Annotated in this window: 32 protein-coding genes; 24 read left to right on the forward strand and 8 right to left on the reverse strand. The window is 37.2% G+C overall.

Annotated elements, in window-relative coordinates:
• Positions 1 to 68 precede the first annotated feature (68 nt).
• Positions 69 to 983 (reverse strand): EamA family transporter, encoded by a 915-nt coding sequence (locus MHI22_RS16925; protein ID WP_036124953.1) that lies wholly within the window; start codon positions 981 to 983, stop codon positions 69 to 71.
• 18 nt (positions 984 to 1,001) lie between these two features.
• On the reverse strand, positions 1,002 to 1,565 hold the full coding sequence (locus MHI22_RS16930) for a GNAT family N-acetyltransferase (protein WP_036124951.1): 564 nt from the start codon (positions 1,563 to 1,565) through the stop codon (positions 1,002 to 1,004).
• Positions 1,566 to 1,903: 338 nt separating this feature from the next.
• Here MHI22_RS16930 and MHI22_RS16935 point away from each other — a divergent pair, with 338 nt between their 5' ends.
• The 5 genes from MHI22_RS16935 to MHI22_RS16955 all read left to right on the forward strand — a co-directional run bounded on the left by MHI22_RS16935 (position 1,904) and on the right by MHI22_RS16955 (position 5,274).
• Positions 1,904 to 2,851 carry a carbohydrate kinase family protein gene (locus MHI22_RS16935; RefSeq protein WP_036124949.1) on the forward strand — a complete coding sequence of 316 codons (948 nt, stop codon included), beginning with the start codon at positions 1,904 to 1,906 and terminating at the stop codon, positions 2,849 to 2,851.
• A gap of 20 nt (positions 2,852 to 2,871) precedes the next feature.
• Positions 2,872 to 3,303: a protein-tyrosine phosphatase family protein gene (locus MHI22_RS16940; protein WP_340812396.1), complete on the forward strand. Its 432-nt coding sequence runs from the start codon at positions 2,872 to 2,874 to the stop codon at positions 3,301 to 3,303.
• A 107-nt stretch (positions 3,304 to 3,410) separates the two neighbouring features.
• Positions 3,411 to 3,614, forward strand: a complete 204-nt coding sequence (locus MHI22_RS16945) for a PLDc N-terminal domain-containing protein (RefSeq protein ID WP_004233126.1) — start codon at positions 3,411 to 3,413, stop codon at positions 3,612 to 3,614.
• Positions 3,611 to 4,495 (forward strand): ABC transporter ATP-binding protein, encoded by an 885-nt coding sequence (locus tag MHI22_RS16950; RefSeq protein WP_036125076.1) that lies wholly within the window; start codon positions 3,611 to 3,613, stop codon positions 4,493 to 4,495. The genes MHI22_RS16945 and MHI22_RS16950 overlap by 4 nt, the downstream gene beginning before the upstream one ends.
• A complete protein-coding gene (locus MHI22_RS16955) occupies positions 4,492 to 5,274 on the forward strand; it encodes an ABC transporter permease (RefSeq protein ID WP_340812397.1) in 783 nt (260 codons plus the stop codon). The genes MHI22_RS16950 and MHI22_RS16955 overlap by 4 nt, the downstream gene beginning before the upstream one ends.
• Positions 5,275 to 5,328: 54 nt before the next feature.
• On the opposite strand, the gene MHI22_RS16960 is transcribed toward MHI22_RS16955, so the two are convergent.
• A complete protein-coding gene (locus MHI22_RS16960; RefSeq protein WP_340809674.1) occupies positions 5,329 to 5,505 on the reverse strand; it encodes a hypothetical protein in 177 nt (58 codons plus the stop codon).
• A 197-nt stretch (positions 5,506 to 5,702) separates the two neighbouring features.
• A complete protein-coding gene (locus MHI22_RS16965) occupies positions 5,703 to 5,951 on the reverse strand; it encodes a hypothetical protein (RefSeq protein ID WP_254777878.1) in 249 nt (82 codons plus the stop codon).
• A 158-nt stretch (positions 5,952 to 6,109) separates the two neighbouring features.
• On the opposite strand from MHI22_RS16965, the gene MHI22_RS16970 reads away from it, so the two are divergent.
• Complete coding sequence (locus MHI22_RS16970) at positions 6,110 to 6,814, forward strand: CBS domain-containing protein (protein WP_036125082.1); 705 nt, start codon at positions 6,110 to 6,112, stop codon at positions 6,812 to 6,814.
• Positions 6,815 to 6,834: 20 nt separating this feature from the next.
• Here MHI22_RS16970 and MHI22_RS16975 read toward each other — a convergent pair whose 3' ends face one another.
• On the reverse strand, positions 6,835 to 7,554 hold the full coding sequence (locus tag MHI22_RS16975) for a DUF421 domain-containing protein (RefSeq protein WP_080717103.1): 720 nt from the start codon (positions 7,552 to 7,554) through the stop codon (positions 6,835 to 6,837).
• A 102-nt stretch (positions 7,555 to 7,656) separates the two neighbouring features.
• Between MHI22_RS16975 and MHI22_RS16980 the strand changes: the two genes are divergently transcribed.
• Complete coding sequence (locus MHI22_RS16980; RefSeq protein ID WP_036125084.1) at positions 7,657 to 8,862, forward strand: MFS transporter; 1,206 nt, start codon at positions 7,657 to 7,659, stop codon at positions 8,860 to 8,862.
• A gap of 33 nt (positions 8,863 to 8,895) precedes the next feature.
• Here MHI22_RS16980 and MHI22_RS16985 read toward each other — a convergent pair whose 3' ends face one another.
• Complete coding sequence (locus tag MHI22_RS16985) at positions 8,896 to 9,582, reverse strand: histidine kinase (protein WP_036125087.1); 687 nt, start codon at positions 9,580 to 9,582, stop codon at positions 8,896 to 8,898.
• 567 nt (positions 9,583 to 10,149) lie between these two features.
• Here MHI22_RS16985 and MHI22_RS16990 point away from each other — a divergent pair.
• The 10 genes from MHI22_RS16990 to MHI22_RS17035 all read left to right on the forward strand — a co-directional run bounded on the left by MHI22_RS16990 (position 10,150) and on the right by MHI22_RS17035 (position 18,547).
• On the forward strand, positions 10,150 to 12,561 hold the full coding sequence (locus MHI22_RS16990; RefSeq protein WP_180957825.1) for a Na+/H+ antiporter subunit A: 2,412 nt from the start codon (positions 10,150 to 10,152) through the stop codon (positions 12,559 to 12,561).
• Positions 12,551 to 12,973 carry a Na(+)/H(+) antiporter subunit B gene (locus MHI22_RS16995; RefSeq protein ID WP_036125091.1) on the forward strand — a complete coding sequence of 141 codons (423 nt, stop codon included), beginning with the start codon at positions 12,551 to 12,553 and terminating at the stop codon, positions 12,971 to 12,973. Before MHI22_RS16990 ends, MHI22_RS16995 begins: the two co-directional genes overlap by 11 nt.
• Positions 12,974 to 12,976: 3 nt before the next feature.
• The gene (locus tag MHI22_RS17000) at positions 12,977 to 13,315 is read left to right on the forward strand and encodes a Na(+)/H(+) antiporter subunit C (RefSeq protein WP_036125094.1); all 339 of its coding nucleotides are present in this window, start codon (positions 12,977 to 12,979) and stop codon (positions 13,313 to 13,315) included.
• Positions 13,308 to 14,813 (forward strand): Na+/H+ antiporter subunit D, encoded by a 1,506-nt coding sequence (locus MHI22_RS17005; protein WP_036125097.1) that lies wholly within the window; start codon positions 13,308 to 13,310, stop codon positions 14,811 to 14,813. Before MHI22_RS17000 ends, MHI22_RS17005 begins: the two co-directional genes overlap by 8 nt.
• Positions 14,813 to 15,295 carry a Na+/H+ antiporter subunit E gene (locus MHI22_RS17010; protein ID WP_036125100.1) on the forward strand — a complete coding sequence of 161 codons (483 nt, stop codon included), beginning with the start codon at positions 14,813 to 14,815 and terminating at the stop codon, positions 15,293 to 15,295. The genes MHI22_RS17005 and MHI22_RS17010 overlap by 1 nt, the downstream gene beginning before the upstream one ends.
• The gene (locus tag MHI22_RS17015; RefSeq protein WP_058843768.1) at positions 15,295 to 15,579 is read left to right on the forward strand and encodes a Na(+)/H(+) antiporter subunit F1; all 285 of its coding nucleotides are present in this window, start codon (positions 15,295 to 15,297) and stop codon (positions 15,577 to 15,579) included. The genes MHI22_RS17010 and MHI22_RS17015 overlap by 1 nt, the downstream gene beginning before the upstream one ends.
• Positions 15,557 to 15,916 (forward strand): Na+/H+ antiporter subunit G, encoded by a 360-nt coding sequence (locus MHI22_RS17020; RefSeq protein WP_036125106.1) that lies wholly within the window; start codon positions 15,557 to 15,559, stop codon positions 15,914 to 15,916. Before MHI22_RS17015 ends, MHI22_RS17020 begins: the two co-directional genes overlap by 23 nt.
• Positions 15,917 to 16,232: 316 nt before the next feature.
• Positions 16,233 to 17,027 (forward strand): transporter substrate-binding domain-containing protein, encoded by a 795-nt coding sequence (locus MHI22_RS17025; RefSeq protein WP_036125757.1) that lies wholly within the window; start codon positions 16,233 to 16,235, stop codon positions 17,025 to 17,027.
• Positions 17,028 to 17,172: 145 nt separating this feature from the next.
• Positions 17,173 to 17,832, forward strand: a complete 660-nt coding sequence (locus MHI22_RS17030) for an amino acid ABC transporter permease (protein WP_036125759.1) — start codon at positions 17,173 to 17,175, stop codon at positions 17,830 to 17,832.
• The gene (locus MHI22_RS17035; RefSeq protein WP_036125761.1) at positions 17,825 to 18,547 is read left to right on the forward strand and encodes an amino acid ABC transporter ATP-binding protein; all 723 of its coding nucleotides are present in this window, start codon (positions 17,825 to 17,827) and stop codon (positions 18,545 to 18,547) included. The genes MHI22_RS17030 and MHI22_RS17035 overlap by 8 nt, the downstream gene beginning before the upstream one ends.
• A 51-nt stretch (positions 18,548 to 18,598) precedes the next feature.
• Here the strand turns inward: MHI22_RS17035 and MHI22_RS17040 are convergent, their stop codons facing one another.
• Positions 18,599 to 19,642, reverse strand: a complete 1,044-nt coding sequence (locus tag MHI22_RS17040) for a saccharopine dehydrogenase family protein (protein WP_058843767.1) — start codon at positions 19,640 to 19,642, stop codon at positions 18,599 to 18,601.
• Positions 19,639 to 20,343: a class I SAM-dependent methyltransferase gene (locus tag MHI22_RS17045; RefSeq protein ID WP_340812398.1), complete on the reverse strand. Its 705-nt coding sequence runs from the start codon at positions 20,341 to 20,343 to the stop codon at positions 19,639 to 19,641. The genes MHI22_RS17040 and MHI22_RS17045 overlap by 4 nt, the downstream gene beginning before the upstream one ends.
• Before the next feature lie 99 nt (positions 20,344 to 20,442).
• On the opposite strand from MHI22_RS17045, the gene MHI22_RS17050 reads away from it, so the two are divergent.
• From MHI22_RS17050 to MHI22_RS17080, 7 genes are all read left to right on the forward strand, one after another.
• Complete coding sequence (locus MHI22_RS17050) at positions 20,443 to 21,495, forward strand: response regulator transcription factor (RefSeq protein WP_058843765.1); 1,053 nt, start codon at positions 20,443 to 20,445, stop codon at positions 21,493 to 21,495.
• Positions 21,496 to 21,769: 274 nt separating this feature from the next.
• Entirely contained in the window at positions 21,770 to 22,906 is a 1,137-nt protein-coding gene (locus tag MHI22_RS17055) for a hypothetical protein (RefSeq protein ID WP_058843764.1), read from the forward strand.
• Between the two features lies 1 nt (position 22,907).
• Complete coding sequence (locus MHI22_RS17060; RefSeq protein ID WP_058843763.1) at positions 22,908 to 23,303, forward strand: hypothetical protein; 396 nt, start codon at positions 22,908 to 22,910, stop codon at positions 23,301 to 23,303.
• Positions 23,304 to 23,323: 20 nt separating this feature from the next.
• Positions 23,324 to 23,785 carry a GNAT family N-acetyltransferase gene (locus MHI22_RS17065; RefSeq protein WP_058843762.1) on the forward strand — a complete coding sequence of 154 codons (462 nt, stop codon included), beginning with the start codon at positions 23,324 to 23,326 and terminating at the stop codon, positions 23,783 to 23,785.
• Positions 23,786 to 23,967: 182 nt separating this feature from the next.
• Positions 23,968 to 24,480 carry a phage tail protein gene (locus MHI22_RS17070; RefSeq protein WP_058843761.1) on the forward strand — a complete coding sequence of 171 codons (513 nt, stop codon included), beginning with the start codon at positions 23,968 to 23,970 and terminating at the stop codon, positions 24,478 to 24,480.
• A 15-nt stretch (positions 24,481 to 24,495) separates the two neighbouring features.
• A complete protein-coding gene (locus tag MHI22_RS17075; protein ID WP_058843760.1) occupies positions 24,496 to 24,996 on the forward strand; it encodes a phage tail protein in 501 nt (166 codons plus the stop codon).
• 14 nt (positions 24,997 to 25,010) lie between these two features.
• On the forward strand, positions 25,011 to 25,535 hold the full coding sequence (locus MHI22_RS17080; protein ID WP_058843759.1) for a phage tail protein: 525 nt from the start codon (positions 25,011 to 25,013) through the stop codon (positions 25,533 to 25,535).
• Positions 25,536 to 25,539 lie beyond the last annotated feature (4 nt).

Genomic DNA, 25,539 nt, shown 5'->3' on the forward strand with positions numbered 1-25,539 from the left:
ATTTCAGCAAAATTCAAAAAAACTCCTTAAAAAGGAATCATTCCATTTTTAAGGAGTTTTTTGTCGATTTATGAATGGGCTTCTAATAAGCTGTCTTTTTGTTGCCGTTGTGCAATAATGGTTGGCAGCATCATACCAGCAATAACGAGAATAATCCCTACGATTTGTACAGCGGTTAAAGGTTCATGCAGAACAATAACCGAAACTGTAACGGCAACTGGTAATTCGATGGCACTTAAAATGGAAGCTAGCGCGCCACCGACTTTAGGAATAGCGATTGAAAATAAGTAAATTGGTAAAATGATACCGAAAAGACCTAGTGCTAGTCCAAATTTCCATAAGCCTTGCATGAATAATTGGCCATTCCAAATAACCTCAGGGCTAAGGAAAATACTAATCATAATAAGGGCTACGAAGGAAACGATTAATACCCGAGAAGTCGTAGTAACTCCCTCGACAGGCCGCGAATTGAATTGAATGAAGCAAGCAAAGGTAAAGGCTGCTGCAAAGCCAAATAGCCACCCTTGGATAGGGATGCCACTTAAATCTACATTTAATACACCAGCAGCTAAAATAGTTCCTGCAAATAAGATAATGATCGAAATTACTTCAGGTCGACTGGGTAATCTTTTGTGTAGGGCACAATCAATTAGCAGACCAATCCATGTAAATTGGAATAGCATGACTACCGCAAGAGAAGCGGGTAGATATTTTAAAGATTCTCCATACACTATTCCTGTCGTCCCAGTAAAAATTCCAGCACAAATTAAAATAAGTAAGCCCTTTTTGGATGGACTCGGTAATTTTCTGTCTGTAAAAATAAAAATGGCTACAACGAGTAAAAAGCCAATTATATACTGACTTGATACTGCCTCTGATGTTGTAAAGCCATGCTGCATAGCTACTTTGACAATCGTTGACAATATACCGTAGCTACTAGAAGCAATGACAATCAAAAGAGGGTAAATAAAATTTGTTTTCATATATAAATATTTCACTTCCTAAAACTGTTTCACCATGTGATGGAATGGCTCATCGATTATGGACCATGGCTCTGTAATAACAAAGCCCAAACGCTCATAAAGTCGGCGAGCATCTTCTTTTTGGGTTTCAACATTTAATGATAATTTTGTATAGCCGCGCTGCTTTGTTAGCTCTTCGGCAAATTGTAATAGCAATGTTCCAATTCCTTTACCTCGTGCTTCTGGTGCTACGCAAACAGTATCGATATAGGCCTCATCTTCATGTGCTTCTTGATCAATGACAATGGATGTAGCGTTTTTTGCTTCTAGCCATTTAACAAGGTTAGCATCCATGTGAACGGCTTGTGCACCGTGATAATAAACGAGAATCCCTAATATTTGCTCTCCTTCAGTAGCGACAAAGGTATTTAAATAAGAATGTCGATTGTCGTCACGTTGAAAAAGAATTGTCAGTTCTTGTATAACAGCTTCAGCTGATTTCTCGCCAGTTAAGCGATTAGCAATTTCACCAATTGCATCGATAATAAGAGGCACAACGGCATGGGCATCATGTGGTTGCGCTTGTCGAATTGTAATACTCATCTTGATAATCCCTACCTTTCTATAGGCAAGTATAACAAAGATAGAGATTGACTCAAATTTTATAGCCCACTAACAAAAGTAAAACCCATTAGCTTAATCCAGCAGGTGTTCAACAAAACACTAAATTAAAACAATGGCTCTAGCTGATATCAAAGATTTTGAAAAGAGGCTTGTATGATGCAGATCAGTCAACCGTTGTCACAGGATAGACAGACAGTTATAGATTCACTTCTACCCGTCAGCTCGAAAATATTTGGACGCAATGACGCCCCGGCGTCATTGATAGAATGACAATTTTCGTGTTAATCTATAATGACTAGACATTTTGGAGGACAATCATGACAAAGCAAGAGAAGGATTTTATATTAGTCTATGGAGATGCTTTTATTGACTATATTGCTGATGATGTAACAAACACATCATTTACTAAATATATGGGTGGTGCAACGGTAAATGTTGCAGCTGGTATTAGCCGAATTGGGGCACCGTCGGCATTAATTACTATTACAGGGGATGACGAAGGCTCTCAATTTGTGCGAGATGGGCTTGCCCAAGAGGGTGTACAACTGGATTATGCCGTATTTAATCCAGCAAAGCGAGTAAGTGGCGTATATGTGCATCTTACAGAAGCGTGTGAGCGGATTTTTAAAGATTATGTTGATGAAACACCCGATTTACAAGTGGAACCATCACAGCTAAATGAAGCAGCTTTTAAACATGCTTCGGCTTTAACAGTATGTTCAGGTACTATGTTCCATCCAACAGCACTTGCCACAACGCGAGCAGCTGTAGAAATGGCAAAGGATAAGGGTGCAATTATTGCAATGGATGCCAATATTCGACCGCTACGTTGGAGCAGTGAGGAAATTTGTCGAGAGACGATTACATCATTTTTTGAGGATGTTGATATTTTAAAGGTTACGGATGATGAATTATTCTTCCTGACAGAGACAACTACCTTAGAAGAGGGCATTGCACATCTCAATAGCTATTTAGTGCCTATTATCTTAATCACAGTAGGAGAAAATGGTACTTATGCTGTACTTAATGGTGAGGTTCTCCATGTGCCGACGGAGAAGGTAGTACCTGTAGATACGACAGGTGCGGGCGATGCATTTATGGCAGGCGTACTACGTGATGTCCATTATAATGGCTTACCTACAACGCAAGAAGAACTCGTGCGCTGTACAAGCTTCGGCAATAAATTAGGAGCTTTTGCTGCCACAAAAGCAGGTGCATTAACTGCCCTACCATATTATGAGGACATTAAGCATTTACTAAAATAAACATGTGGGATGTGGAGAATATGGAAAAGAACTACGATGCTTTAGTAGAAGATCGACTATTCTTTGGTGGCGCAAAAGACGCTGAGACTGCATTTGCACAAGAATCCGTAAATATTGTGATAGATGTTCGTGTTCAAGGGCTTTCCACACAAGAGCAGCAAACAGTTCCTTATTCTTATAAACATTTGCCAATTGCAGATGAAGAGATTGAGGTAGCATCATCTATTCAACAAGTAGCGAAAGAAATTGCATCAGCCTTCGAGGACGGGCAAAAAGTATATATTCACTGTGGAAGTGGTGGCGGACGTGCAGGTGTTGCCGCCGCAGCCGCATTAATGGAGCTGGGAATGATTAATTCATTAGAGGAAGCAGAAGCAGCAGTTAAAAAAGCTCGTCCACAAGTATCCATTCGCCCAAAAATGGAAGATGCATTGCAACAACTATATAAATAAAAAAAGATGTACCTATTAGGGTGCATCTTTTTTATTTTTATTTTGTTCTATACATATTAGAACAAAGTTGTTATAGTTAATGTATAACAAATGATGAGGTGATCTGTATGATGGAGGAATTAGCAAAGGTTCCATGGGCGGTTATCGCACCGCTCATCATCGTTCAAATTATATTAATGATCGTAGCGCTTATTGATCTGCGTAAAATCCATGCCACAAATGGTCCTAAAATTTTATGGGTATTTATCATTCTATTTGCCAATCTATTAGGGTCCATTGCGTACTTTATAGTAGGGAGAAAGCAGTCATGACAACATTACTTCAAGTTACAGGCTTGACCAAGCAATTTGCAGAGCACACAGTTGTAGATAATATTCATTTCGTGTTAGAAGAAAAGACTTCAACGGCTTTAATTGGACCAAATGGAGCTGGCAAGACAACAACTTTATCTATGTTAACAGGGCTCTTAAAACCGACTGCTGGAAGTGTAAGGATGTTAAATGGAGATTTACGTGCGAATATAGGGTTTTTACCTCAATATCCGCAGTTTCATCCTTGGCTAAGTGCATTAGAGTTTACAGAAATGGCTGCTAGGTTGAATGGTGTAGCAGCCAAAAAAGCTAAATTAGAAGCACAAAAAACATTAGAGTTCGTAGGGTTGGGGGATGCGCTACATAAAAAAATAGCCACTTTTTCTGGGGGAATGAAGCAACGTCTTGGTATTTCCCAGGCAATTGTGCATAAGCCTAAATTACTGCTATTAGATGAACCAGTTTCAGCGTTAGATCCCGTTGGACGCAGAGAAGTGCTCGATTTATTAAAAGGTTTACAACAAGAGACAACCATTTTATATTCAACGCATATTTTAAATGATGCGGAAGAAATGACAGACCAGCTATTATTTTTGCAAAATGGAAAACTAGTAGAACAGGGTACATTACGTGAGGTACGGCAACGTTTTGATGAGCAAAACTATGTAATTGAATTTGGCAGTGAAGAAGAGGCGAAGCTTTTTGCGGATCCATCCTATACTATAATCGGTTGTTATGTGTATATCGAGGTTGTGAATGAGGAGCCAACGATGAAGGAGCTGCTACAACGTTTAAGTGCATGTCCTTATACCATCCGAAAAGTGGAGCGACAAACAGCATCTCTGGAAGAAATTTTCATGAAGGTGGCGAAAAAAGCATGAGTGGATTCAAAGTACTTCTGCAAAAGGAATATAGAGAAGGATGGCGGAGCTGGAAATTTTTATGGATACCTCTCGTGTTTGCTTTGCTTGGAATGAGTGATCCACTAACAAACTATTATATGATGGATATATTAAATGCTGTTGGGAATGTACCTGAGGGCTTTGAAATGCTAATGCCAGAATTAGTGCCAGTTGATTTACTCCAAGCTTCTATTGGACAGTTTCAAACAATAGGCTTACTGGTGATGATGGCTTCATTTGTAGGGGCTATTAGTAAAGAACGAGCAAGTGGCATGGCTACCCTCTTATATGCACGGCCCATTTCATATGGCGCCTACTTTATGAGTAAGTTTATTGTTATAGGCACAGTTTGTTTCGTAAGTATTTTAGCTGGCTTTGCTGCAAGTGTATATTACACAAGCATATTATATGGAACTTTGGACATTGGAGCACTACTAATTAGTTTTTGTACGTACTATATTTGGCTGTTATTTGTAATAGCTGTTTCATTACTGATGAGTGCTAGTTTTAAAACGGTTATAGCTACTACATGTGCATTTACGGTGATCTTTGTAGGGCAAATCGTAGATATGATAGTGGGAATCTTTTGGACAATATCTCCTTGGAAACTAGCGAGCTATGGAATTTTGCTAGTACGAGGAGCAATGGACATGTCAGACTATTGGTGGAGCCTAATAATGACTGTGGCATTAACAATTATCTGTATTAGCATTGGGATTGCGATGATGAAAAGAAATGCGTCTATGGCAAAAATCTAAAAAAGATAAAACGGTAAAAAACAGTTTACGATGAGTTTTTACCGTTTTTTATTTTTAAATCATCCCACCATTTATAAGCAGTATCAGCCCGATAAAGAACATAATCCAAGAAAGAGCAGAACTTGTACTTTGATCAAAAAGTGTTTGAATTTTTCTTAACGGTTGATTCATAAATCCACAGAATAAAAGATGTAAAACAAGTAGAATGATCCCTGGTGTAATCATCACCAAGTTAATGAGATCTATTTCGGCAGCTACAAAAATTTGCTGTCGGAAAGCTTGCTTTTTATCTTGTTATTGATTCGAAAGCTGGATGAATTTCTGGATAAGGGACTCTGTTAGCCTTCTCTCAATAGCCGCAGCGTTCTTTAATCCAAGTATGGCACTCTCCATCTGTTGTCATTTCTTTTGTTCCTCTGCTATAAAAGTTAACTTGTTTGCCACGCCCATGAATTATTTAGTAGAGTTTGAATTTCTTTTAATTTGAATCCTGATGCCTTTAAAAATACGATTTGTTGGGGCATTTTCACCGTAAATCCTCTGTCCATCCTCCGTCTTTGCTGTTGGAAGTAACAGTCCAATCTCCTCACAGTAAGCCAGTTTGCTTGGAAACATGGTGAATCGTCAGCAGAATAACTAATACCCCTCTCTGTTACAGCCAGTATATAAAATAACATTACGTCACTTTCAAGGGGGAATTGTTAATTCATTTCTATATTTAAAAACTACATTCTTGGAATCTCTATAACTTAGGAATATAATGGGTGTGTAACTCGAAATTTGTCAAATAACTCGGAAAATATATAGATGAATAGAGAAAGAAGGTACAAGAAAAGTGGGGACTGAAAACTCCGATCGTTTCCTGACAGCGTTTAATCGAATAGATCATAGATTACGAGATATTGTAGGAGCCAAGGATTTTATGGCTTTTTATAGACTGATTGATCAAGCAAAGAAAAAGGATGTCTTGGTGAAGAAATATGAGGATGATTTACGCTCATATGCCGACTTACGTAATGCTATTGTGCATCACCGTACTTCCTTACATTATGTCATTGCAGAACCACATACCGATGTTGTAGAAAGAATTGAATACATAGATGCTACCCTTGCTAAGCCAACGCTTGTGGGACAAATGTTCCGTAAAAGAGTACTGGTTTTTCAGGAAAACGATTCATTGAAACATGTACTAAAAGTGATACGCCAACGCAAATTTACGCAGTTCCCAGTTTATTATAATAAGCAATTTAAAGGGCTTATCACGACAGTAGGAATTACCAATTGGCTTGCTTCAAAAATGGGTGGTGACCATCTACCAAAAAGGATTCCTACGTTGCATGATATTTTAATGCATGAGAAAAATAGAGTAAATTACAAATTTGTCAGCAGATCTTTAACGATCTATGAGGCTGAGGAGATTTTTAAACAAGGGGTCGAAAGGGGAAGGCGCTTCGAGGCCTTACTAATAACAGAGCATGGCGAACCACATCAAAAATTACTAGGTATCATTACACCATTAGATATAGTAAAGATCGACTAACAAAGAGACGAGACAAACAATTACGGGCTTGAATGTCTCGATTTGTCTTTTAGGCTAATGTATAAGGATCCATTTGTTTGAACTTGAGCAAAATAAACTTCTTCTACTGATTGCACATTTTGTTTTTTTAATTTCTTCAATACCCAATCTTCTGTTAGCTCAAGCTCAACTATATTTTCTGTAATAAGTTGACCATCCGAAATGACTTCTGTAGGCAGATAAGTAGGTGGTGATACATCCGCTTTCACATCTTGCTTCGTAGCCACTTGCTCAGAAGTTTTTTGTAAAACACTGAGTTTACCATTTGTTTCTAACATAGCATATTCAACATCCTGTACAGAAAAAATGGCTTGTTCACGTAGCATCATTGTTAGCTCATCTAAATGAAGACGATTTTTTTGTAGAGCTGATTCTAATATAAGCCCCTTTTGAATAACGATGGTAGGTTTATCATCGATGAGAACACGAGCCTTTTTAGATTTAATGGTAATGACGGTCATCAAATAGGTTAAAGCACTCCACCAAACGAGGGATATCATACCATCTAAAAAAGGTGTTTCTTCCTGTGAGGCTATTTCTGAAGCAATCGAACCAAATGTAATACCTGTAATATAGTGGAAGAATGTTAACTGGCCCAATTGTTTTTTCCCAAGTATACGTGCCAGAATGAGTAATGCAAAAAACGAAAGTGTTGTTCGAAGAATCATTTCCCAAAAGTGAGCATGAATAAAGCTTTCCATGCATATATCAACTCCTTTTACAGCTGTCGAACTATAGCTTGTGCAAAATGGTCGATAGTATGCGACAATCCTGTATAAACAAAATATGAGCGAGGTGGCAACATGAATAAACAATTAAATTTAACAAATCCAATCTATCCAATTATGGTTGCAATCGGTGTTGCTCACCTTATCAATGATACGATGCAAGCTGTTATCCCAGCGATGTTTCCGATATTTAAGAGTGAATTAGGTTTGACCTTTACACAAATTGGTATGATTTCTTTTGTTTTAAACATATTTGCTTCTGCATTACAGCCTGCTGTAGGCTTTATCAGTGATAAAAAACCAATGCCCTATGCTTTACCAATAGGTATGATTAGTTCTTTTATAGGTATCGCCATTATCGCGTTTACAACACAGTATTGGATTATTATTATTGCGGTATTATTTATCGGCTTTGGTTCAGCTATATTTCACCCTGAGGGATCGCGAGTTTCATTTATGGCAGCTGGTTCTAAAAGAGGACTTGCTCAGTCTATCTATCAAGTAGGAGGAAATTCAGGACAAGCTCTTGCACCGTTAATTAGTGCGTACATCTTTGATATTTTCGGGCAGCGTGGTGCTGCAATCGTATTAGTCGTTGCAACGTTCGGTATCATTTTATTGAGTAAAATAGCTACATGGTATAAAAAACAATTGGAGCAAGAGCGTATAGCGAAGAAAAAACGTGTACTAATCTCAACATTGCCTCCTTTAACAAAGAAACAAGTAGGAATTGCGTTAACATTATTATTTACAATTATTTTTGCACGATCATTTTATACAACAAATATAACAAGCTTTTATGTGTTTTATTTGATGGATCACTATGATGTCAGCCTGCGACTAGGACAAATATTAATATTCACCTTCATGGCATTCGGGGTAGTAGGTACATTTTTCGGAGGCTCTTTATCAGATCGTATTGGTAGAAAGAATGTCATTATTCTTTCTGTGGTAGTGCCAATGCCATTTTGTTTAGCATTGCCCTATGTACCATTATGGGCCGCTATGATATTTTTAGTCATTATCGGTACATTGATCATGATTAGCTTCTCCGTAACGGTAGTCTATGCTCAAGAGCTAGTACCAACAAAAATTGGTACAATGGCTGGCTTAACAACGGGCTTTGCCTTTGGTATGGGAGCAATAGGTGCGATGGTTATCGGCATTTTAATGGATCATAAAGGGATTGATTTTACTATGATGGTCGTTTCCTTATTACCGTTATTATTGTTGATTGCCTTCTTTTTACCGAAGGATAAACCAGCATCCACTGCAGTTTAAAAAACGCGTCCTCTTTATGAGGTACGCGTCTTTTTATTGTCTTAATGGAGCTAAAAATTCTGCTGGCAACTTCTCTTGATCGATCACGTAGCCCTCTGAAATATGAACTTCATGCATTTTATCATTGTAAGTAAATTTAAAGATGCCATTGTCAAAGTCCGTGCCAATTTCCTTGAAAAATATACCTTCGATGGATACATATTTAGGGCAAGTAAATGCTACTTTAAAGTGATCCTGCTCTTTAATTAAGTAAGCACGTACTCCTTTTTCATATGTTTCATTTGCATCATCGTCTGTTGGACGTTGAACAGCCACAATATGAAAGTCTACAAAAGGAACTTCTTTTAACAGTACGTTTAGGAAAGAACCTTTAGTGATTTCCTCCCAACGACTTTGTGCGCTTTGCCCTACGATAATTTGTGAAATACCATAACTCTTTGCGACTTCTGCAATAACTTTTTGAATGGGGCGTTTTTCATTATCTTGCAAAATGAATTTTTCAACCTCAAGTTCATCTGATAGCTTCTTCCATTGCTCTATATAACTAGATTTTTCTGCGTCAAATGCATCAAGGGGTTGCGAATCGACTGAAAGAATATAGAGTGGACAATCTAGCATTGTGGCCATCTTATGACCACGACGTATTAAACGTTCGCCATTTAAGCCGTAGTAAACACAAACTAATATACTTTCATCCAAACGCCCTTTTACATGCTTCATAAAAAATGTACACCTCTTATCTGTTGGTATTTTGTTAATTTCACTGTTGTATCGAAAAAATTATCCTAAAACAGCTAAAATTGATGCTGTTACAGTGCATTATGCTCATTTATATTGTATACTTAAAAACGTATAAAAGTTAACGGAAATATATTGGAAAACCCTTGAAGGATTAAGCTTAAATCAATAATTTAAAATTATTTAATTTATGCATTATGTGCATCTGAGCAAAATTGCTTTCATATGCCACACTATTATGCAGTGTGTTAAATAGATAGTCAAGTGTCTTCATTGTACTGATATAACCTAAGTTACAACTGTATAAATTATCTGATTTTCCACAAGTTATTTAGGCTTGCATCGGGTTAGAAGTGACTAAATAACTAACATAACCATTTTTGATAAACGACAAGGCACTTTTTCACACCCCACCACATTCCATTTAAAAAATTTCAAGAATAGATCTGATATGTTACTTAGCTTGAACAAATTTCTAGAGTCTTAGCACTTACCATTCCAATCACCACAAAAATTTGCTAGATGATTTTGATAGTAGGAGGTTTTCATTTGGTTACTGTTCTCATCGCAATACTTTTGCCAATTGTTTGTGCTGCACTAATCCCATTGCTTTATAGGCGACTAAGGCGTGTCACACATCTTGGCTGGTTTGTTTTATCTGTTCCACTTATCTTGTTTCTTTTACTCGCGCGCTATATTCCTCAACTTGCCGAGGGTAAAACATTTATCCATACATATGAGTGGATTCCCTCTTTTAATATAAATTTCACAACTTACCTTGATGGACTCAGTATGATTTTTGGTTTACTGATTACAGGAGTAGGTAGTTTAGTCATTTTATATTCTATTTTTTATTTATCAACGAAAGAATCTCTTCATCATTTTTACTGCTATTTATTACTATTCATGGGCGCTATGCTTGGCGTTGTTTTTTCAGATAACCTAATGGTATTATACACATTTTGGGAACTAACAAGTGTGTCATCATTCCTATTAATTGCTTTTTGGCACCATAGAAAAGCATCTCGCGCAGGAGCTAAAAAGGCGATGATGATTACAGTCTTTGGTGGTCTATCGATGCTTGCAGGCTTCTTAATGCTTTACGTGGCCTCTCAAACATTTAGTATTCGTGAAATTGTAGCTAATGTAGAAGTAATACGTGATCATTCTCTGTTTACGCCAGCGCTAATTTTAATTTTACTAGGAGCTTTTACAAAGTCTGCTCAATTTCCATTCCATATTTGGTTACCAGATGCTATGGAAGCACCAACACCTGTTAGTGCTTACTTACACTCAGCGACAATGGTTAAGGCAGGAATTTATTTAGTTGCCCGTTTTTCACCAGTCTTTGGAGGAGAAGCCATTTGGTTCTGGCTAGTCAGTGTCGTTGGTCTAATTACACTATTCTGGGGTTCCTTTAATGCTGTTCGTCAAACGGATTTAAAAGCTTTATTAGCTTTTTCAACAGTGAGTCAGCTGGGCTTAATTATGAGTCTATTTGGTCTTGGATCTGTTGGTCATTATTATGGCTATGCAGAGAATTCTATTCTCTATACACAAGCAAGCTTTGCGGCGTTATTTCACCTTGTGAATCACTCGACATTTAAGGGAGCCTTATTCATGATGGTTGGAATTGTCGATCATGAAGTGGGAACTCGCGATATTCGCCGTTTAGGTGGCCTAATGTCTTTAATGCCTATAACATTTACAATCGCAGTTATCGGTAGCTTCTCGATGGCAGGATTACCGCCATTTAATGGTTTCTTAAGTAAGGAAATGTTTTTTGCTGCGGTATTGGCTATTCGAGATGTAGAGGCATTCTCAATTGCTGATGTAGGGCTGTTTTTCCCATTAGTAGCATGGGTGGCAAGTGTCTTTACATTTGTTTACAGTTTGATATTAATTAGCCGTACATTTTTGGGTAAACTACAGCCAGAGAAGATGGATAGAAAACCACATGAAGCTCCGTTTGGCATGTTAATTTCACCAATAATCTTATGCTTGTTGGTAATAGGTATCTTTTTCTTCCCAAATGTGCTAGGTCACTATATTTTAGAGCCTGCTATGGCAAGTATTTATCCTACATTCCCAACAACAAGTGAATTAACACCACATGTCCATGCGTGGCATGGCATCAATGCGGAATTAATAATGACGCTAGGTGTCATTATTATTGGGATAATCTTATTCAAAACATTAAAAAGCTGGAAGCCACTTTATCGCCTATTTTCACAAAAGTATACGTTTAATACGTATTACAATCGAATAATTGAGATGAGTGAAAGCGGCTCTAAGAAGCTCACTAGTAAATATATGACAGGTAATTTAACACATTATTTTGTCTATATATATGTATTTTTCGTTGCACTTATTGCTGGTTATTTTATTTGGTCAGACGCAATGACCTTTCATTTTGACATGGACTCTGCTGTTGAATACTATGAGCTAATTCTTGTATTTGTCATGATTTTTGCAGCTGTTTGGATGATTTTTGCAAAAGGTCGTGTGACAGCTATGTTGTTAAATGGTGTATTAGGTTATTCCATTGCCTTCTTCTTTGTCATTTTCCGTGCACCAGATCTAGCTTTAACACAATTGGTTGTTGAATCGGTAACAACGGCTTTATTCCTGTTGTGCTTTAAATATTTACCAGATCTAATGCCGGAAGCTCCTCGCAAAAGGATTCAATGGTCAAAAGCGATGATCTCCATTTTTGTTGGGGCAACCGTAACAATGGTTGGATTGGCAGTCGTACACTACGATCGCTTTGAACCAGTGTCCACTTACTTCAATGATTCCTATGAATTGGCTGGGGGTTCCAATATTGTCAATACAATTCTAGGGGATTTCCGTGCCTTTGATACGATGTTAGAGGTTGTTGTTCTTCTGATTGCTGGCTTAGGGGTCTATATGTTGACAAAGCTTAAGCCACGAAAGGAGGAAGCAGATCGTGAAAATTAATGATGTGATATTAAGGACGGTCACAAAGACAGTCGTGTTCATTATTTTAACACTTGGCGTGTATTTGTTCTTTGCTGGACATCACGCGCCAGGTGGTGGCTTTATAGGTGGCCTCGTGTTAGCTTCTGGCATTGTTTTATTATACTTAGCCTATGATATTGAGACTGTGCATAAAGGAATGCCATTTGACTTTAAAAAGGTTGCAGCATTAGGCGTATTGCTTGCAACTGGAACTGCAATAGGTTCGTTGTTTTTCGATGTGCCGTTTTTAACACAGGCCTATACGTATATTGATGTGCCGATATTTGGGAAAATGGGTTTTTCAACCGTAACCATTTTTGAAGCGGGTGTAGCTTTAACGGTGGTGGGTGTTGTCGTGACAATTATTTTAAGTATAAGTGAGGATGAGTAGCCAATGGAGTCTTTAATACTTGTTTTAGTAGGTATATTAGTAGCTGTTGCAACGTACTTAATCCTCTCGAAACAGTTATTGCGTGTTATATTAGGCACTGCTGTTTTATCACATGCTGCCCACTTACTGATTCTGACAATGGGAGGTCTTAAAAAAGGAGCTGTACCATTATTAGGGGAATCAGAGGGCCCTTATACAGATGCGTTACCACAAGCGTTAATTTTAACAGCTATTGTGATTAGCTTTGCTGTTACTGCATTTGTTTTAGTTTTAGGCTATCGTGCGTACAAGACAAATGGTTCAGGGAATTTTGATGAATTGAGAGGTACGCCGGATGAGTAATATAATTGTCTTACCATTAATTGTACCGGTAATTACAGCTATTTTACTGGTTTTTTTAAAAGAGCATGTGATGTTACAACGTATCATCAGCTTATTGACATTAAGCTTTATTGTTATTATTAGCATTATTTTATTGTTAGAGATTCAACATCAAGGTATATTGCGAATTGATTTTAGTGGCTGGGCTCCGCCATTTGGTATTTCATTTGTGGCAGATTCATTTGCAACATTATTAGTGTTAGTTGCTAATCTTGTGGCCGTTATTTGTATACTATATGCAATTTTTACGATGGAGTTAAGGTATGAAAAAATGTATTTTTATCCATTTACCTTACTCATGGTAGCGGGCGTTAACGGCTCATTTTTGACGGGCGATATTTTTAACTTATTTGTATGTTTTGAAGTAATGCTGCTTGCTTCCTATGCACTTATTAGCTTAGGTGGCGAGAAAATTCAACTGCGTGAAGCATTGAAATACGTGCTCATCAATATTGTGGCCTCTTGGATTTTCTTAGTGGCGTTAGCTTTCCTATATGGCACAGTGGGTACATTAAACATGGCCCATATATCTGTTCGTGTGATGGAGGCAGGGACTAATCCTCTTATTACAACAGTGGCGCTTATTTTCTTGATTGTCTTCAGCTTGAAGGCTGGACTTTTATTATTCTTCTGGTTGCCAGGCTCCTATAGTGTACCACCAACTGCTATTGCTGCTTTATTCGCTGCTTTATTAACAAAGGTAGGGATTTATGCACTTGTACGTACTTTTACATTGCTTTTCCCTAACAATACGGAAGTCACACATATGGCACTCGGCATAATGGCTGGAGTCACGATTATAGCAGGCTGTATCGGCGCTCTTTCAGGACGAGATGTCAGAACGATTGCCTCCTACAATGTGCTGATTGGTGTTGGCTTTATAGTAGCTGGTCTAGCGATTGGTACAGAATCAGCCTTGCAAGGCGTTGTCTACTATTTAATGCATGATATGGTAGCCAAGGCTATGCTGTTTTTAGCAATTGGTATGATGATTTATGTCACTGGGGAAACGGTAATAGATAAAATGAGTGGACTTATACGAAATTATCCTTTTTTTGGATGGTTATTCTTTGTAGCTATGTGTTCTTTAGCTGGTATACCGCCATTAAGCGGTTTTCTAGGAAAAGTTTTAATTGGACAAGGTGCGATAGAAGGTGGCAATTTTGTTCTATTAGGTCTAGGATTTTTCTCTAGTTTAATTGTTTTGTATTCACTGCTACGAATATTTCTTTCTTCCTTTTTTGGAGAAACCATCATTAGTATAGAGGATGAAAAACCTTTACCAAAACGTATTCTGCTACCATTAACACTATTGGCTGCATGTACACTCGGTTTAGGTATTGGGGCTGAAAAATTGGCACCTTTTGTAACAGATGCAGCGGAAACACTTTATACACCATCTATTTATATTGATGCTGTTTTAGATGGTGATTTATGGCAAGGTGAGGTGAATAAATAATGGCTATGCAGTTTATCTTAAATTTATTTATCGCAACACTTTGGTTACTTTTACAGGATGAAGTGACACCACATTTTTCGACATTTTTAATGGGCTTTATTGTAGGTATGGGTATTTTATATGCGATGCATCGCTTTTATGGCACCCAATTTTACTTGCGACGCGTCTTTTCAATCTTAAAATTATTATGGCTGTTTAATTGGGAGCTATTTTTATCAAGTTATAGCGTTATAAGACAAATAACTACTCCAAGGCTTAACATTACACCTGGTATTTTCACGTATAAAACGGTACTTAAGGGCGATTGGGAGATTACAGCTCTTGCCTTACTGCTAACGTTAACACCTGGCTCTGTAGTGATGGAAGTATCAGAAGAGGGCGATGTCTTTTATATCCATGCCATGGACATTGAGCAGTCTAAGGATGCTGTCATACGCTCAATTGGGAAATTTGAACAAGCAATAATGGAGGTGACACGCTAATGATTACCAATGTTCTACTGCTAGCGCTTGCTTTTTTTAGTATTTCCATTGCGCTGTCGCTGTATAGAGTCATCCGTGGTCCATCAATGCCTGATCGAGCCATAGCTCTCGATACAATTGGTGTAAATCTTTTATCGGCCATTGCGATTGTTTCGATTATTTTAAAGACGAAGGCATATTTGGAGGCCATTCTTATTTTAGGTATTTTAGCGTTTATTGGTACAATTGCCTTTACCAAATATATTGAAAGAGGTGTGATTGTTGAACGTAAATCAAATGATTGAATGGGCGGCCGTCATCCTTATTTTGATAGGTTCAATAGTGAGCGTTATTAGCGCATTTGGCATGATTCGCTTACCAGATGTGTATACACGATCACATGCTGCTACGAAAAGCTCTACATTATCAGTGTTAACTTGTTTATTAGGTACGTTTATCTATTTTTGGGTGCATGATGGTTTTGTCAGTGTACGCCTCATTTTAGGTATTCTTTTCGTCTTTGTAACAGCACCAGTTGCTGGACATTTAATCTGCCGCGCAGCTTATCGTTCGCATGTTCCATTAGCAGAAGGCTCTGGGGAGGACGAGCTAAAGACAAAGTTGTTTCCTGAGGAAAAATAAATTGGAGGACCTCCATTACATTGGGGGTCTTTTTTTATTTATTTTTAATTCAATATTTATGGGATAATTGTTGTGCTTTCGGAAAATAGTATAGTAAAGAGCAATTGAAATATAAATAAATTGACTTATCTGAAAATTGTGTATATAATAATTCGCTAAAATATTTTTAGTTTATCTTGATTATTATTTCAAAAGAGTATATCTTAATTAGCAGATAGATTTTTTATTCTTAAGTATGAATAAATATCCAATCAACTATTTTCGAGAAATGAATTCTCATACACAATAAATTATAAATAAAAGGAGATCAATGATTATGAAGAACAAGTTATTCATGGTAATGCTTGTACTTGTTATAGGTGTACTTGCAGCATGCGGCACTAAAGATAATAATGCAAGCGATACAGGATCTAATACTGATACAGGGAACAAGCAAGTATTAAAGGTTGGTACTTCAGCTGACTATGCTCCATTTGAATATGTTGATGCAGCTAAAGGTGAAGAAATTATTGGATTTGATATTGATTTAATCAAATTAGTTGGAGAAAAAATAGGCGTTGACATGCAAGTGCAAGATATGGACTTCAACAGTTTAGTACCAGCATTACAAGCAGGGAAAATTGATGTAGTTATTTCGGGTATGACACCAAACCCAGATCGTGAAAAAGTGGTTGATTTCTCTGATCAATACAATGAAACAGAGCAAGTAATCATTGTTAAAAAGGATAGCGGCATTAAAAAAGAAGCTGACTTGGCTGGAAAAAAGATTGGTGTACAAACAGCATCTATTCAAGAAAATTTAGGTAATGATATTGCAAAAAAAGTAGATGTAGCAGTAGAAGGACGTACACGTATCCCTGAGATTATTCAAGATATGATGTCTAAACGCTTAGACGCAGGTATTTTAGAGGGTGGCGTTGCGAAAGGTTATTTAAAAACAAATGACCAATTAGAAGCCTTTCCTGTAGAAGAACAACCGGAAGATTTCAAAGCGATCGCAGTTCCAAAGGGCAGCGATTTGAAAGATAAAATTAACAAAGCACTAAAAGAATTAGCAGAAGAAGGAAAAATTCAAGAGTTAGAAGAAAAATGGTTAGAAAAAGTTGAATAATTAAAGCGTGCGATAGCTCTTATTTGGGCTATCGCTTGTGCTTTTCTTCTCCCCTATAGAGGGGAGAGTTTTCTATGCTCGACGTTTCACCTTCTGTATAAAAAACAATAGCTGTATCAAGATGAAAAAGAAAGGAGGGAGCGCTGTGAATTTAGATTTTACGGCGATTGTTCCCTCTATTCCTTATATTTTAAAAGGGATAGGTGTTACACTTCAAATTGCAATCGGTGCATCCATCATCGGTTTTATCGTAGGTATACTACTGGCATTATGTAAAATTGGTAAGGTCAATGTTTTACGTTGGTTTGCTGATTTCTATACGTCGATTTTCCGTGGTACACCACTTGTATTACAATTATTGATTATTTATTATGCAGTACCACAATTACTGGATATTCAAATTGAACCAATTCCTACAGCGATTATTGCATTTGGTTTAAACTCTGGTGCTTATATTTCAGAAATTATCCGTGCTGGTATTAATGCAGTGGATAAAGGGCAAATGGAAGCTGCACAAGCACTTGGAATTCCATATGCAAAAATGATGAAGGATATTATTATTCCACAAGCAGTAAAAAATATTTTACCATCTTTAGTTAATGAATTTATTACATTAAATAAAGAAACAGCCGTTGTGACGGTAATCAGTGCATTAGATATTATGCGTCGTGCCTATATTGTAGGAGGTTCAACATACCGTTATCTTGAGCCATTACTTTTTGCGGGAGTAATTTATTACCTTATGACGCTTGTTTTAACGTTCCTTGGTAAACGAATCGAGAAAGGAATGAGAAAAAGTGATTAAAATTGAAGATTTACACAAATCATATGGGCAAAATGAAGTACTAAAGGGTATTTCTACAGAAATCAAAGAACAAGAAGTAATCGCCATTATTGGACCATCAGGATCTGGTAAATCGACATTCCTTCGTTGCTTAAACTTATTAGAAATCCCCACGAGTGGAAAGGTAACAATTGCAGGGGATGTCCTTACGGATAAAGGGACAAATATTATGAAAATACGTGCAGAAGTAGGAATGGTATTTCAGCATTTCCATCTCTTCCCTCATAAAACAGTACTAGAAAATTTAACATATGCCCCAATCAATGTGAAGGGGTTAGATAAAACAGCTGCTATCAACAAAGCAGAAGAACTACTGAAGAAAGTAGGACTGTTTGAGAAGCGCCAGGAATATCCAAACCGATTATCTGGGGGACAAAAGCAACGTGTTGCCATTGCGCGAGCACTTGCGATGGACCCTAAAGTTATATTATTCGATGAGCCTACATCAGCACTTGATCCTGAAATGGTAAAAGAGGTATTAGCAGTTATGAAAAGCCTCGCAGATTCAGGTATGACCATGTTGATTGTGACACATGAGATGGGCTTTGCTCGTGAGGTTGCTGATCGTATTCTTTTCCTTGATGGTGGTAAGCTCATTGAGGATGCTCCACCAGAATTGTTTTTTACAGCACCATCAACACAGCGTGCAAAGGATTTTTTGGAAAAAGTTTTATAAATAATCAGAGGCATTTAGCTCTCCCGTATAGGCGAGTGCTAAATGCTTTTTTTATTGGGAAGAAAATGTGAATTGAGCTTGTAATGTTTCTAGTGTAAACAGTTCCTCAATATGATAAGTTCCAAAAGGATGCTTGTTGTTCAGGAGTTCTTTAGCAATCGCCGTTGCAACTTTTGCTGTCACGAGAGATTCATCACGGTCAAGAAAGTCTAATGTAAAGACTGCTTCTTTATGATGTTTTTTCCCAATGGCTTCTACGTGAATGCCACATACCTCTGAGCCAATTTTTATTTTTTGAATGAGAGAAGCGAGTGTTGTTTGTATTTTGTTGAATTTTAACAATTTTGCAATTCGGCTTTTTTGCAAAAAGGATACGAACCAATTGAGTGACTCTACATCAAAGCCCAATCTTGTCATGATTGGAATAGTAGGGAAATGCTTTGCTAATGTATGTTGGTCTGAGAAGTTGAATTGGTACACACTACGTTTGCCAAGCTCTTTAAACGGAACTTTTCTCCTATTAGTAAAATTAGTGGTTTTTTTATTTTTATAACTATAAAACGGAATGTTTAGTTGGTGTAATATCCAGAGAATAGCCGCGTTTCCATGTGTATCGCCTGCTCCTAGTAGGATAGAAATATGGAGTTTCTCGATGGAGGCTAATTGCTGTGCAGCATGCATAGCCATTAAATTAGTCAATCCAGGTGCCATACCAACACTAAAAACGGCTGTTGCATTATTCTGTTTAGCTATTGGATGGAGTTCCTCTAATTTTTTTAGGAAGGCATAGCTTGCCGTAATATCGATATACATAATCCCTTCCTTCAAGCAGAGATGTGCAAATGCAGTATCTTTTTGCTCTAGACACATAATGACAAGTGCTACATTGGCTAATTGCTGAGCGTTTACGGTCTTGGACACATCCATTTGGATAGGCTTAGCAAGATGATGGTGTTGTGCGCAAAATTGTTTTGCCTTTTCAAAGCTTCGACCTGCAATCCATATTTTGTTTGGATAGCTTGTGAGTAGCATAGTTGCCATTTTACTACCGACTTCACCATAGCCTCCGACAATTAAAATATTTTCTCTGCTCATTTATTTACCTCTTCCTTCGTGGCTACTAATGCATCGACTAAATATGATTTAAAATAGGGAACAATCTTTGTGAAGCCGACCTCATGTAGTAAGTCAATCAATAATTCAAGTTTAATTGGATAAATAGTTGAGCCAAAGGACTGCTCAAAACGTAACCAATCTTCTTCGGAAATATCATTTTGGTACATGGAATTTCGCCAATACTTGAGCTGCTGTTGGCATATTGTGTCTGTCATATCAGCATTAATAGAAGAAATGAATAAGACGCCCCCATTCTGTAGGCTTGTTGCCAATTTTTGCAGTAGTGCCCTTTTTTGTTCGAGATCCTTTATAAAATGTAAAACCAAATGGCAGGTAGTAACATCATATGGATGGTGGAATCTGAGGGAAAGTACATCATCCTCATACCAATCAATATGAAGGTCATGATCAAGCTGCTGTATGCGCTGATCAGCAGCCTGTCGCATGATTGTTGAAGTATCAACGGCTGTAAAATGTGAGGAAGGGAAGGCTTCTCCTAGAGTAAGAAGTTCCTGACCTCCGCCAGCACCTACTACTAAAGTGTTATCAATGACAGGGTGACCACGAAGTATATCTGTCATCATGTTATAGATGAGGTCATAGCCTATAATTTTTTGTCGAATGGTATTTTGATAAGTAGATACAATGGGACTGTGCCAATCATGTAGTGGATTTTTCATTTTTATACCTCCGTGTTGTACAATATAATTAAGAATTATTCTCAATTATAAATACTTATGGGGAATGTGCTATCCCATAATTCTGGGGGGAGGAGTTTTATGAGAAATTGTCATGATTGGCAAAGGATATCAGAGAGATGTATAAAAAATAGTCAAAATTCATTTCAATATCGACAAATGATGGTAGAAGAATTACGGAAATTCATTGATTTTGATGCCTATTGCTGTTCAGTGACAGATACGCAAACCCTTTTTTCGATCGGTGCTGTAACAGAGCAATCGATTGAGGATGTTCATCAAAAAATAATGACTTTTGAATATGCATTTGAAGATGTGAATAACTATAGAAAGCTAGTGGAAAGTGGCCAATGTATAGGACGATTAAGTGATGCAAGTAGTCAGAGCTTGCGTTATAGGGAGATATTAGTGCCCAATGGCTTTAGCGACGAAATTCGAGCTGCATTAATGTTTCAGGGGCAATGTTATGGCTTTTTAACTCTTTTTAAAAAGATGAAAAATGCACAGCCCATCTTTCAAGATGATGAGCTGGAACAAGTAAAAATACTCATGCCAGTGATGGGAGAGGCATTAAAGGCGTTCTACCATTCAATTATTGAAGAGCGGCTGTCAACAGAAGCAGGAGAGAGTGGCATCGTTATTTTAGATAAGGATTATCATATTTTATCTATGAGTACGAAGGCTTCTCAAATACTAGCATTTTTAAGAAGTAATGAAGGCTTGTCGGATGGGCAATTACCCAAGCCCATACAGGCATCCTGCGCTAAGTTACAGGCTGAAGACAATACACCTATTTCCTTACTAGTGCCTATCCATGACAAAGGATATATTACAATCCAAGCTTCTTTTCTTATGACAACCGATTTACAGCAGCAAATAGCCATTTTATTAAATGAGGCGTCTCCTAAAGAGATGTTGGCTTTTTTACTAACTGCTTATCAACTCACACCTAGAGAAAAAGAGGTAGTAGTGGAAATGATGAGGGGCATACCAACAAAGGTGATTGCATATAATCTTGGCATTTCTAGCTACACTGTACAAGATCATTTAAAGCTAATCTTTCAAAAAGTAGGTGTGGGAGACCGTAATGAATTAGTCTGGAAGATATTCTCTCGCTTTCAAATAAATGAATAGGAAACAATAAAAATCTGCACCTTTTGCAGATTTTTGTTGTTTTGATAAGGTGAAAAGTTTCAATCTGATTGAATTGAACTAAATAATGAAGTGAAGGTTAAGAAAAATTAACCTAAAAAATGGAATTATTTTATAGAGAATAGATGGAACCTATACTATAATTAAAGCTGTAAGAAAGTCTCATAAAAATACAATAATCGACATCATGGGATACAGATAGTAAAAAATTACATGTAAATTATTCTGAAAATTCAATTAACAGGAGAATCAAACAATGACATGGACTTTCTATCTAAATGTCACGAATGACACAGATCGAGATTTAGAGCTGGTAGAATCACAGTTGCATTGGGGTTATTGGAATACAGGTGGTGAAGAGGATAAAGAACCTCAATCTATTAAAGCGGGGGAAACGATTCAAGCTGTTGGCGCCAAATCAGCTTTTGGACCAAATGGTTATGAATTTTCTTGTTCCTGGAAAGATAAAAATAATGAATATCAAGCACCGTATGGAGTAATAAGCCTTTATGTAAATGTTCCCTATAATGATCCTAATGAAGCTAGATGTCGAGCAAATGGATATTTTGAAGTAGCGGAGTGGAAAGATATTACACATGATGGTCATAACTTTGTTCGAAATATACGAATTTCTAACAAATTGGATAAATGGAGACAAAAAGAAATAAGTAACAATTTGTTTACGGACTGGTCCAAAATCAAAACATTGAAAGAAATTGAGGATGTTAGAGATATAGATCTGAATCAATATATTCCGAGTGGTGTTCATTTTGAAAAAATGTCATTATTCCGAACGTCTCTCTTCAATATTTCTAAAATATTATGGGACGGGGTAAATGATTTAGAATTTGATAGTCTTTATTTAAAGCAGCGTGAAGTGCAACAGTATTTTTCTGTAGAGGTGACTTGTTTAAGAGCGGATGCTACTAAGATTGAAACTGTTACTAAAAAGGGGAAAATTACAGTTAAAGATGAGTATGGATTATCTACTGCTAGTAAGGTGGTAGAGGAGAAGGTTAGCACTATTGAAACAGCCTTTAAATTTACTGAAAAGATCTCCGTATCTGAAGAAAAAGTAGTGAAGGCGAGCGTAGCGCAGGAACTACAGGCGGAATTAAAGGCAAAATTTAATATATTAAACGCTGTTACAAAAGAGCAACAGCAAACTGAAAAAAAATCAAAGGAAAGAGTTTTTGAAGCCCCAAGCGATAAGGATATGGACGTTGTGCCATGGATTTTTAGTAAAATGATTCTTCTTTATCGAACGGACAATAATAATGTCACAACGCTCATTGGCGCATCTGAATGGGATTATGCAGTATTACATCGTACACATGTATATGATGTGATGGATAACGCGAAGAAAAAAGTGACGACAGGAGGAGAGTACTAAAATGGCGACTTGGACATTTTCATTAATGATTACAAATGCAACAGACCGTGAGCTTGAAGTTTTTCAATCACAGTTGGAATGGGGAATCTGGAATACCAATGATGAGGAGGACAAGCAGCCAGTTAGTATTCCACCAAATACAACATTGCAGGCATTAGGAGTAAAAGCTTCAACGGGTCCGAATGGTTATGAATGCTCTTGTTCATGGCGAGATAAAGTCCCATCAGGCGAAAAATCCTATGGCACAATCTCGCTAGTCCTAGACGTACCTCAAAAAAGTAAAAATCGAGCTGAATGCTTAACTGAACATCAATTGCATGTAGATAGCTGGGAAGACTTACCTGAAAAAGGACATAACTTTGTAAGATCTATCATTGTGACTAATAAGTATGTTTAAAAGAAAGTGGAACAAATGTGATGAAAATAGAGCTTAAATCTATCACAAAGGAAGATGAAGCATTTCTTTTCGAAATCTATGCATCTACAAGAAATCAAGAAATAGATTCATGGGGATGGTCAGCTGAACAAAAGAAGCTTTTTTTAGAAATGCAATGGCGCGCACAGCAAGCTTCCTATCATCAGCAATTTCCAGGGGCAAGTCATTCTATCATTGCTGTAGGTGAACAATACGTAGGGAGATTACTAACGGAAGAATTATCAGATTATCATCATCTTATTGATATTTCAATTTTACCAAGTTACCAAGGTAAAGGGATAGGTACATTTTTAATTACTCAACTTCTACAGAAGGCAAGAGAAGGGAATAAGCCAGTTATATTGCAAGTTTTTCATACAAATCCTGCGAGAAATCTTTATGAGAGATTAGGATTTCAAGTATCGTCAGCAGATGAAATATATTTGAAAATGAGATGGCAGTGAGAAAGAAACCTTTCAATTTCAAAAAGCTCAAGATTATGTACCTATCATTTTCTAAATATTTCGCATCGAAGTAGATATGAAAGTAGAGTCTATTCAAGAAGCACATAAAGATGTGTTAGCGAGTATTGCTTAATGCGTTTTTATAGCACTCATTGAAATTACAATAAGGGAGGGTTTGCATAATGTCAGATCAATATATAGGAGAAATTCGCATGTTTAGCGGTAAATATGCCCCAGTAGGATGGGAACTATGCAATGGTCAATTATTAACTATTACAGGTAATGAGGCACTTTTTTCATTAATAGGTGTCAAATACGGGGGAGACGGTGCAACGAATTTTGCTTTACCTGATTTACGTGGAAGATTACCGATTCATAATTGTTCTCAGTATCCATGGGCAAGTAAAGGTGGAGTGGAGACAGTTATGTTAACCGAGGAATATCTACCTGCACATACTCATGGCGTTTATGCCAATAATATAGCAAATGAAGCAACAGAAAATTCACCAGCTAATAATACATGGGGTGTATCAAACCTCACCAACTATCAAACAAATGTTTCCAGTAATATTGTACAAATGAATAACAAGTTAGTTTCTAATGTAGGTGGAACTCAATCTCATAGTAACATTATGCCATCATTTGTTATTAATTTTATTATTGCAACGAATGGTCTTTATCCCGATTTTCAATAAAAAGGAGTGAGTATAATGGCAGAGCCATTTTTAGGAGAAATACGTCTTTTTAGTTTCAATAAAATACCGAATGGGTGGCTTCCTTGTAATGGTCAACTTTTACCGGTAGCTACAAATACTGCACTTTTTTCATTGTTAGGATTTACATATGGAGGGGATGGTAAGACAATTTTTGCAATTCCCAATTTACAGGGGAAGGTACCATTACATTCAGGTAATCAGATTGCCTATGGATCAATAGGAGGAGAAGCAACACATACATTGACAGTTAACGAGATACCTGCTCATACACATCAAATAACAGCAGATTCATCAACAACAGATAAGCCCTCCCCCAAAGATAATACATGGGGTGCAGTTAATGGAAAGAATATTTATGCTAAAAAAGATAATACAGCCATGAATGAAGCTGCTTTGTCAATGACAGGGCAGAATAAAGGACATAATAATATGCAACCCTATTTAAGCGTATCTTTTTGTATCGCAATAATGGGCATCTTTCCAAGTAGAGTATAAGGAGGAATTAGAGAATGGATCCGTATTTAGGTGAAATTAGAATTTTCGCAGGAAACTATGCTCCGAGGGATTGGGCATTATGTGATGGCAGTCTATTATCTATTGCTCAATATAATGCTCTATATTCCATTATCGGCATAACTTATGGTGGAGATGGCAAGACAACATTTAAATTACCTGATTTAAGGGGACATGCCCCTATGCATTATGGCGATGGTCCTAATTTAACGCCAAGGACATTTGCACAATCAATAGGATCGAGCACAGTAACACTTAATGAAATGCAAATGCCTATTCATACACATAGCGCACAGGGTTCCTCTGTAGTAGCAGGTGGAATTGACAACCCCACTAATGCCATTTGGGGAAGTGAGTCAGCACTTTCGGCAAAGCCATATGTTAATGTGAAAAATCCAGTTGCAATGAAAGTGGACATAGTAAAGCCACAAGGAGGAAATCAGCCACATAATAATATGCAGCCTTTTGTAGCAATGAATTTTATTATTTGTTTAGAAGGAATATATCCTCAGAAGCCCTAACAAG

Source organism: Lysinibacillus sp. FSL L8-0312, assembly GCF_038003285.1.
GTDB classification, from domain to species: domain Bacteria; phylum Bacillota; class Bacilli; order Bacillales_A; family Planococcaceae; genus Lysinibacillus; species Lysinibacillus fusiformis_D.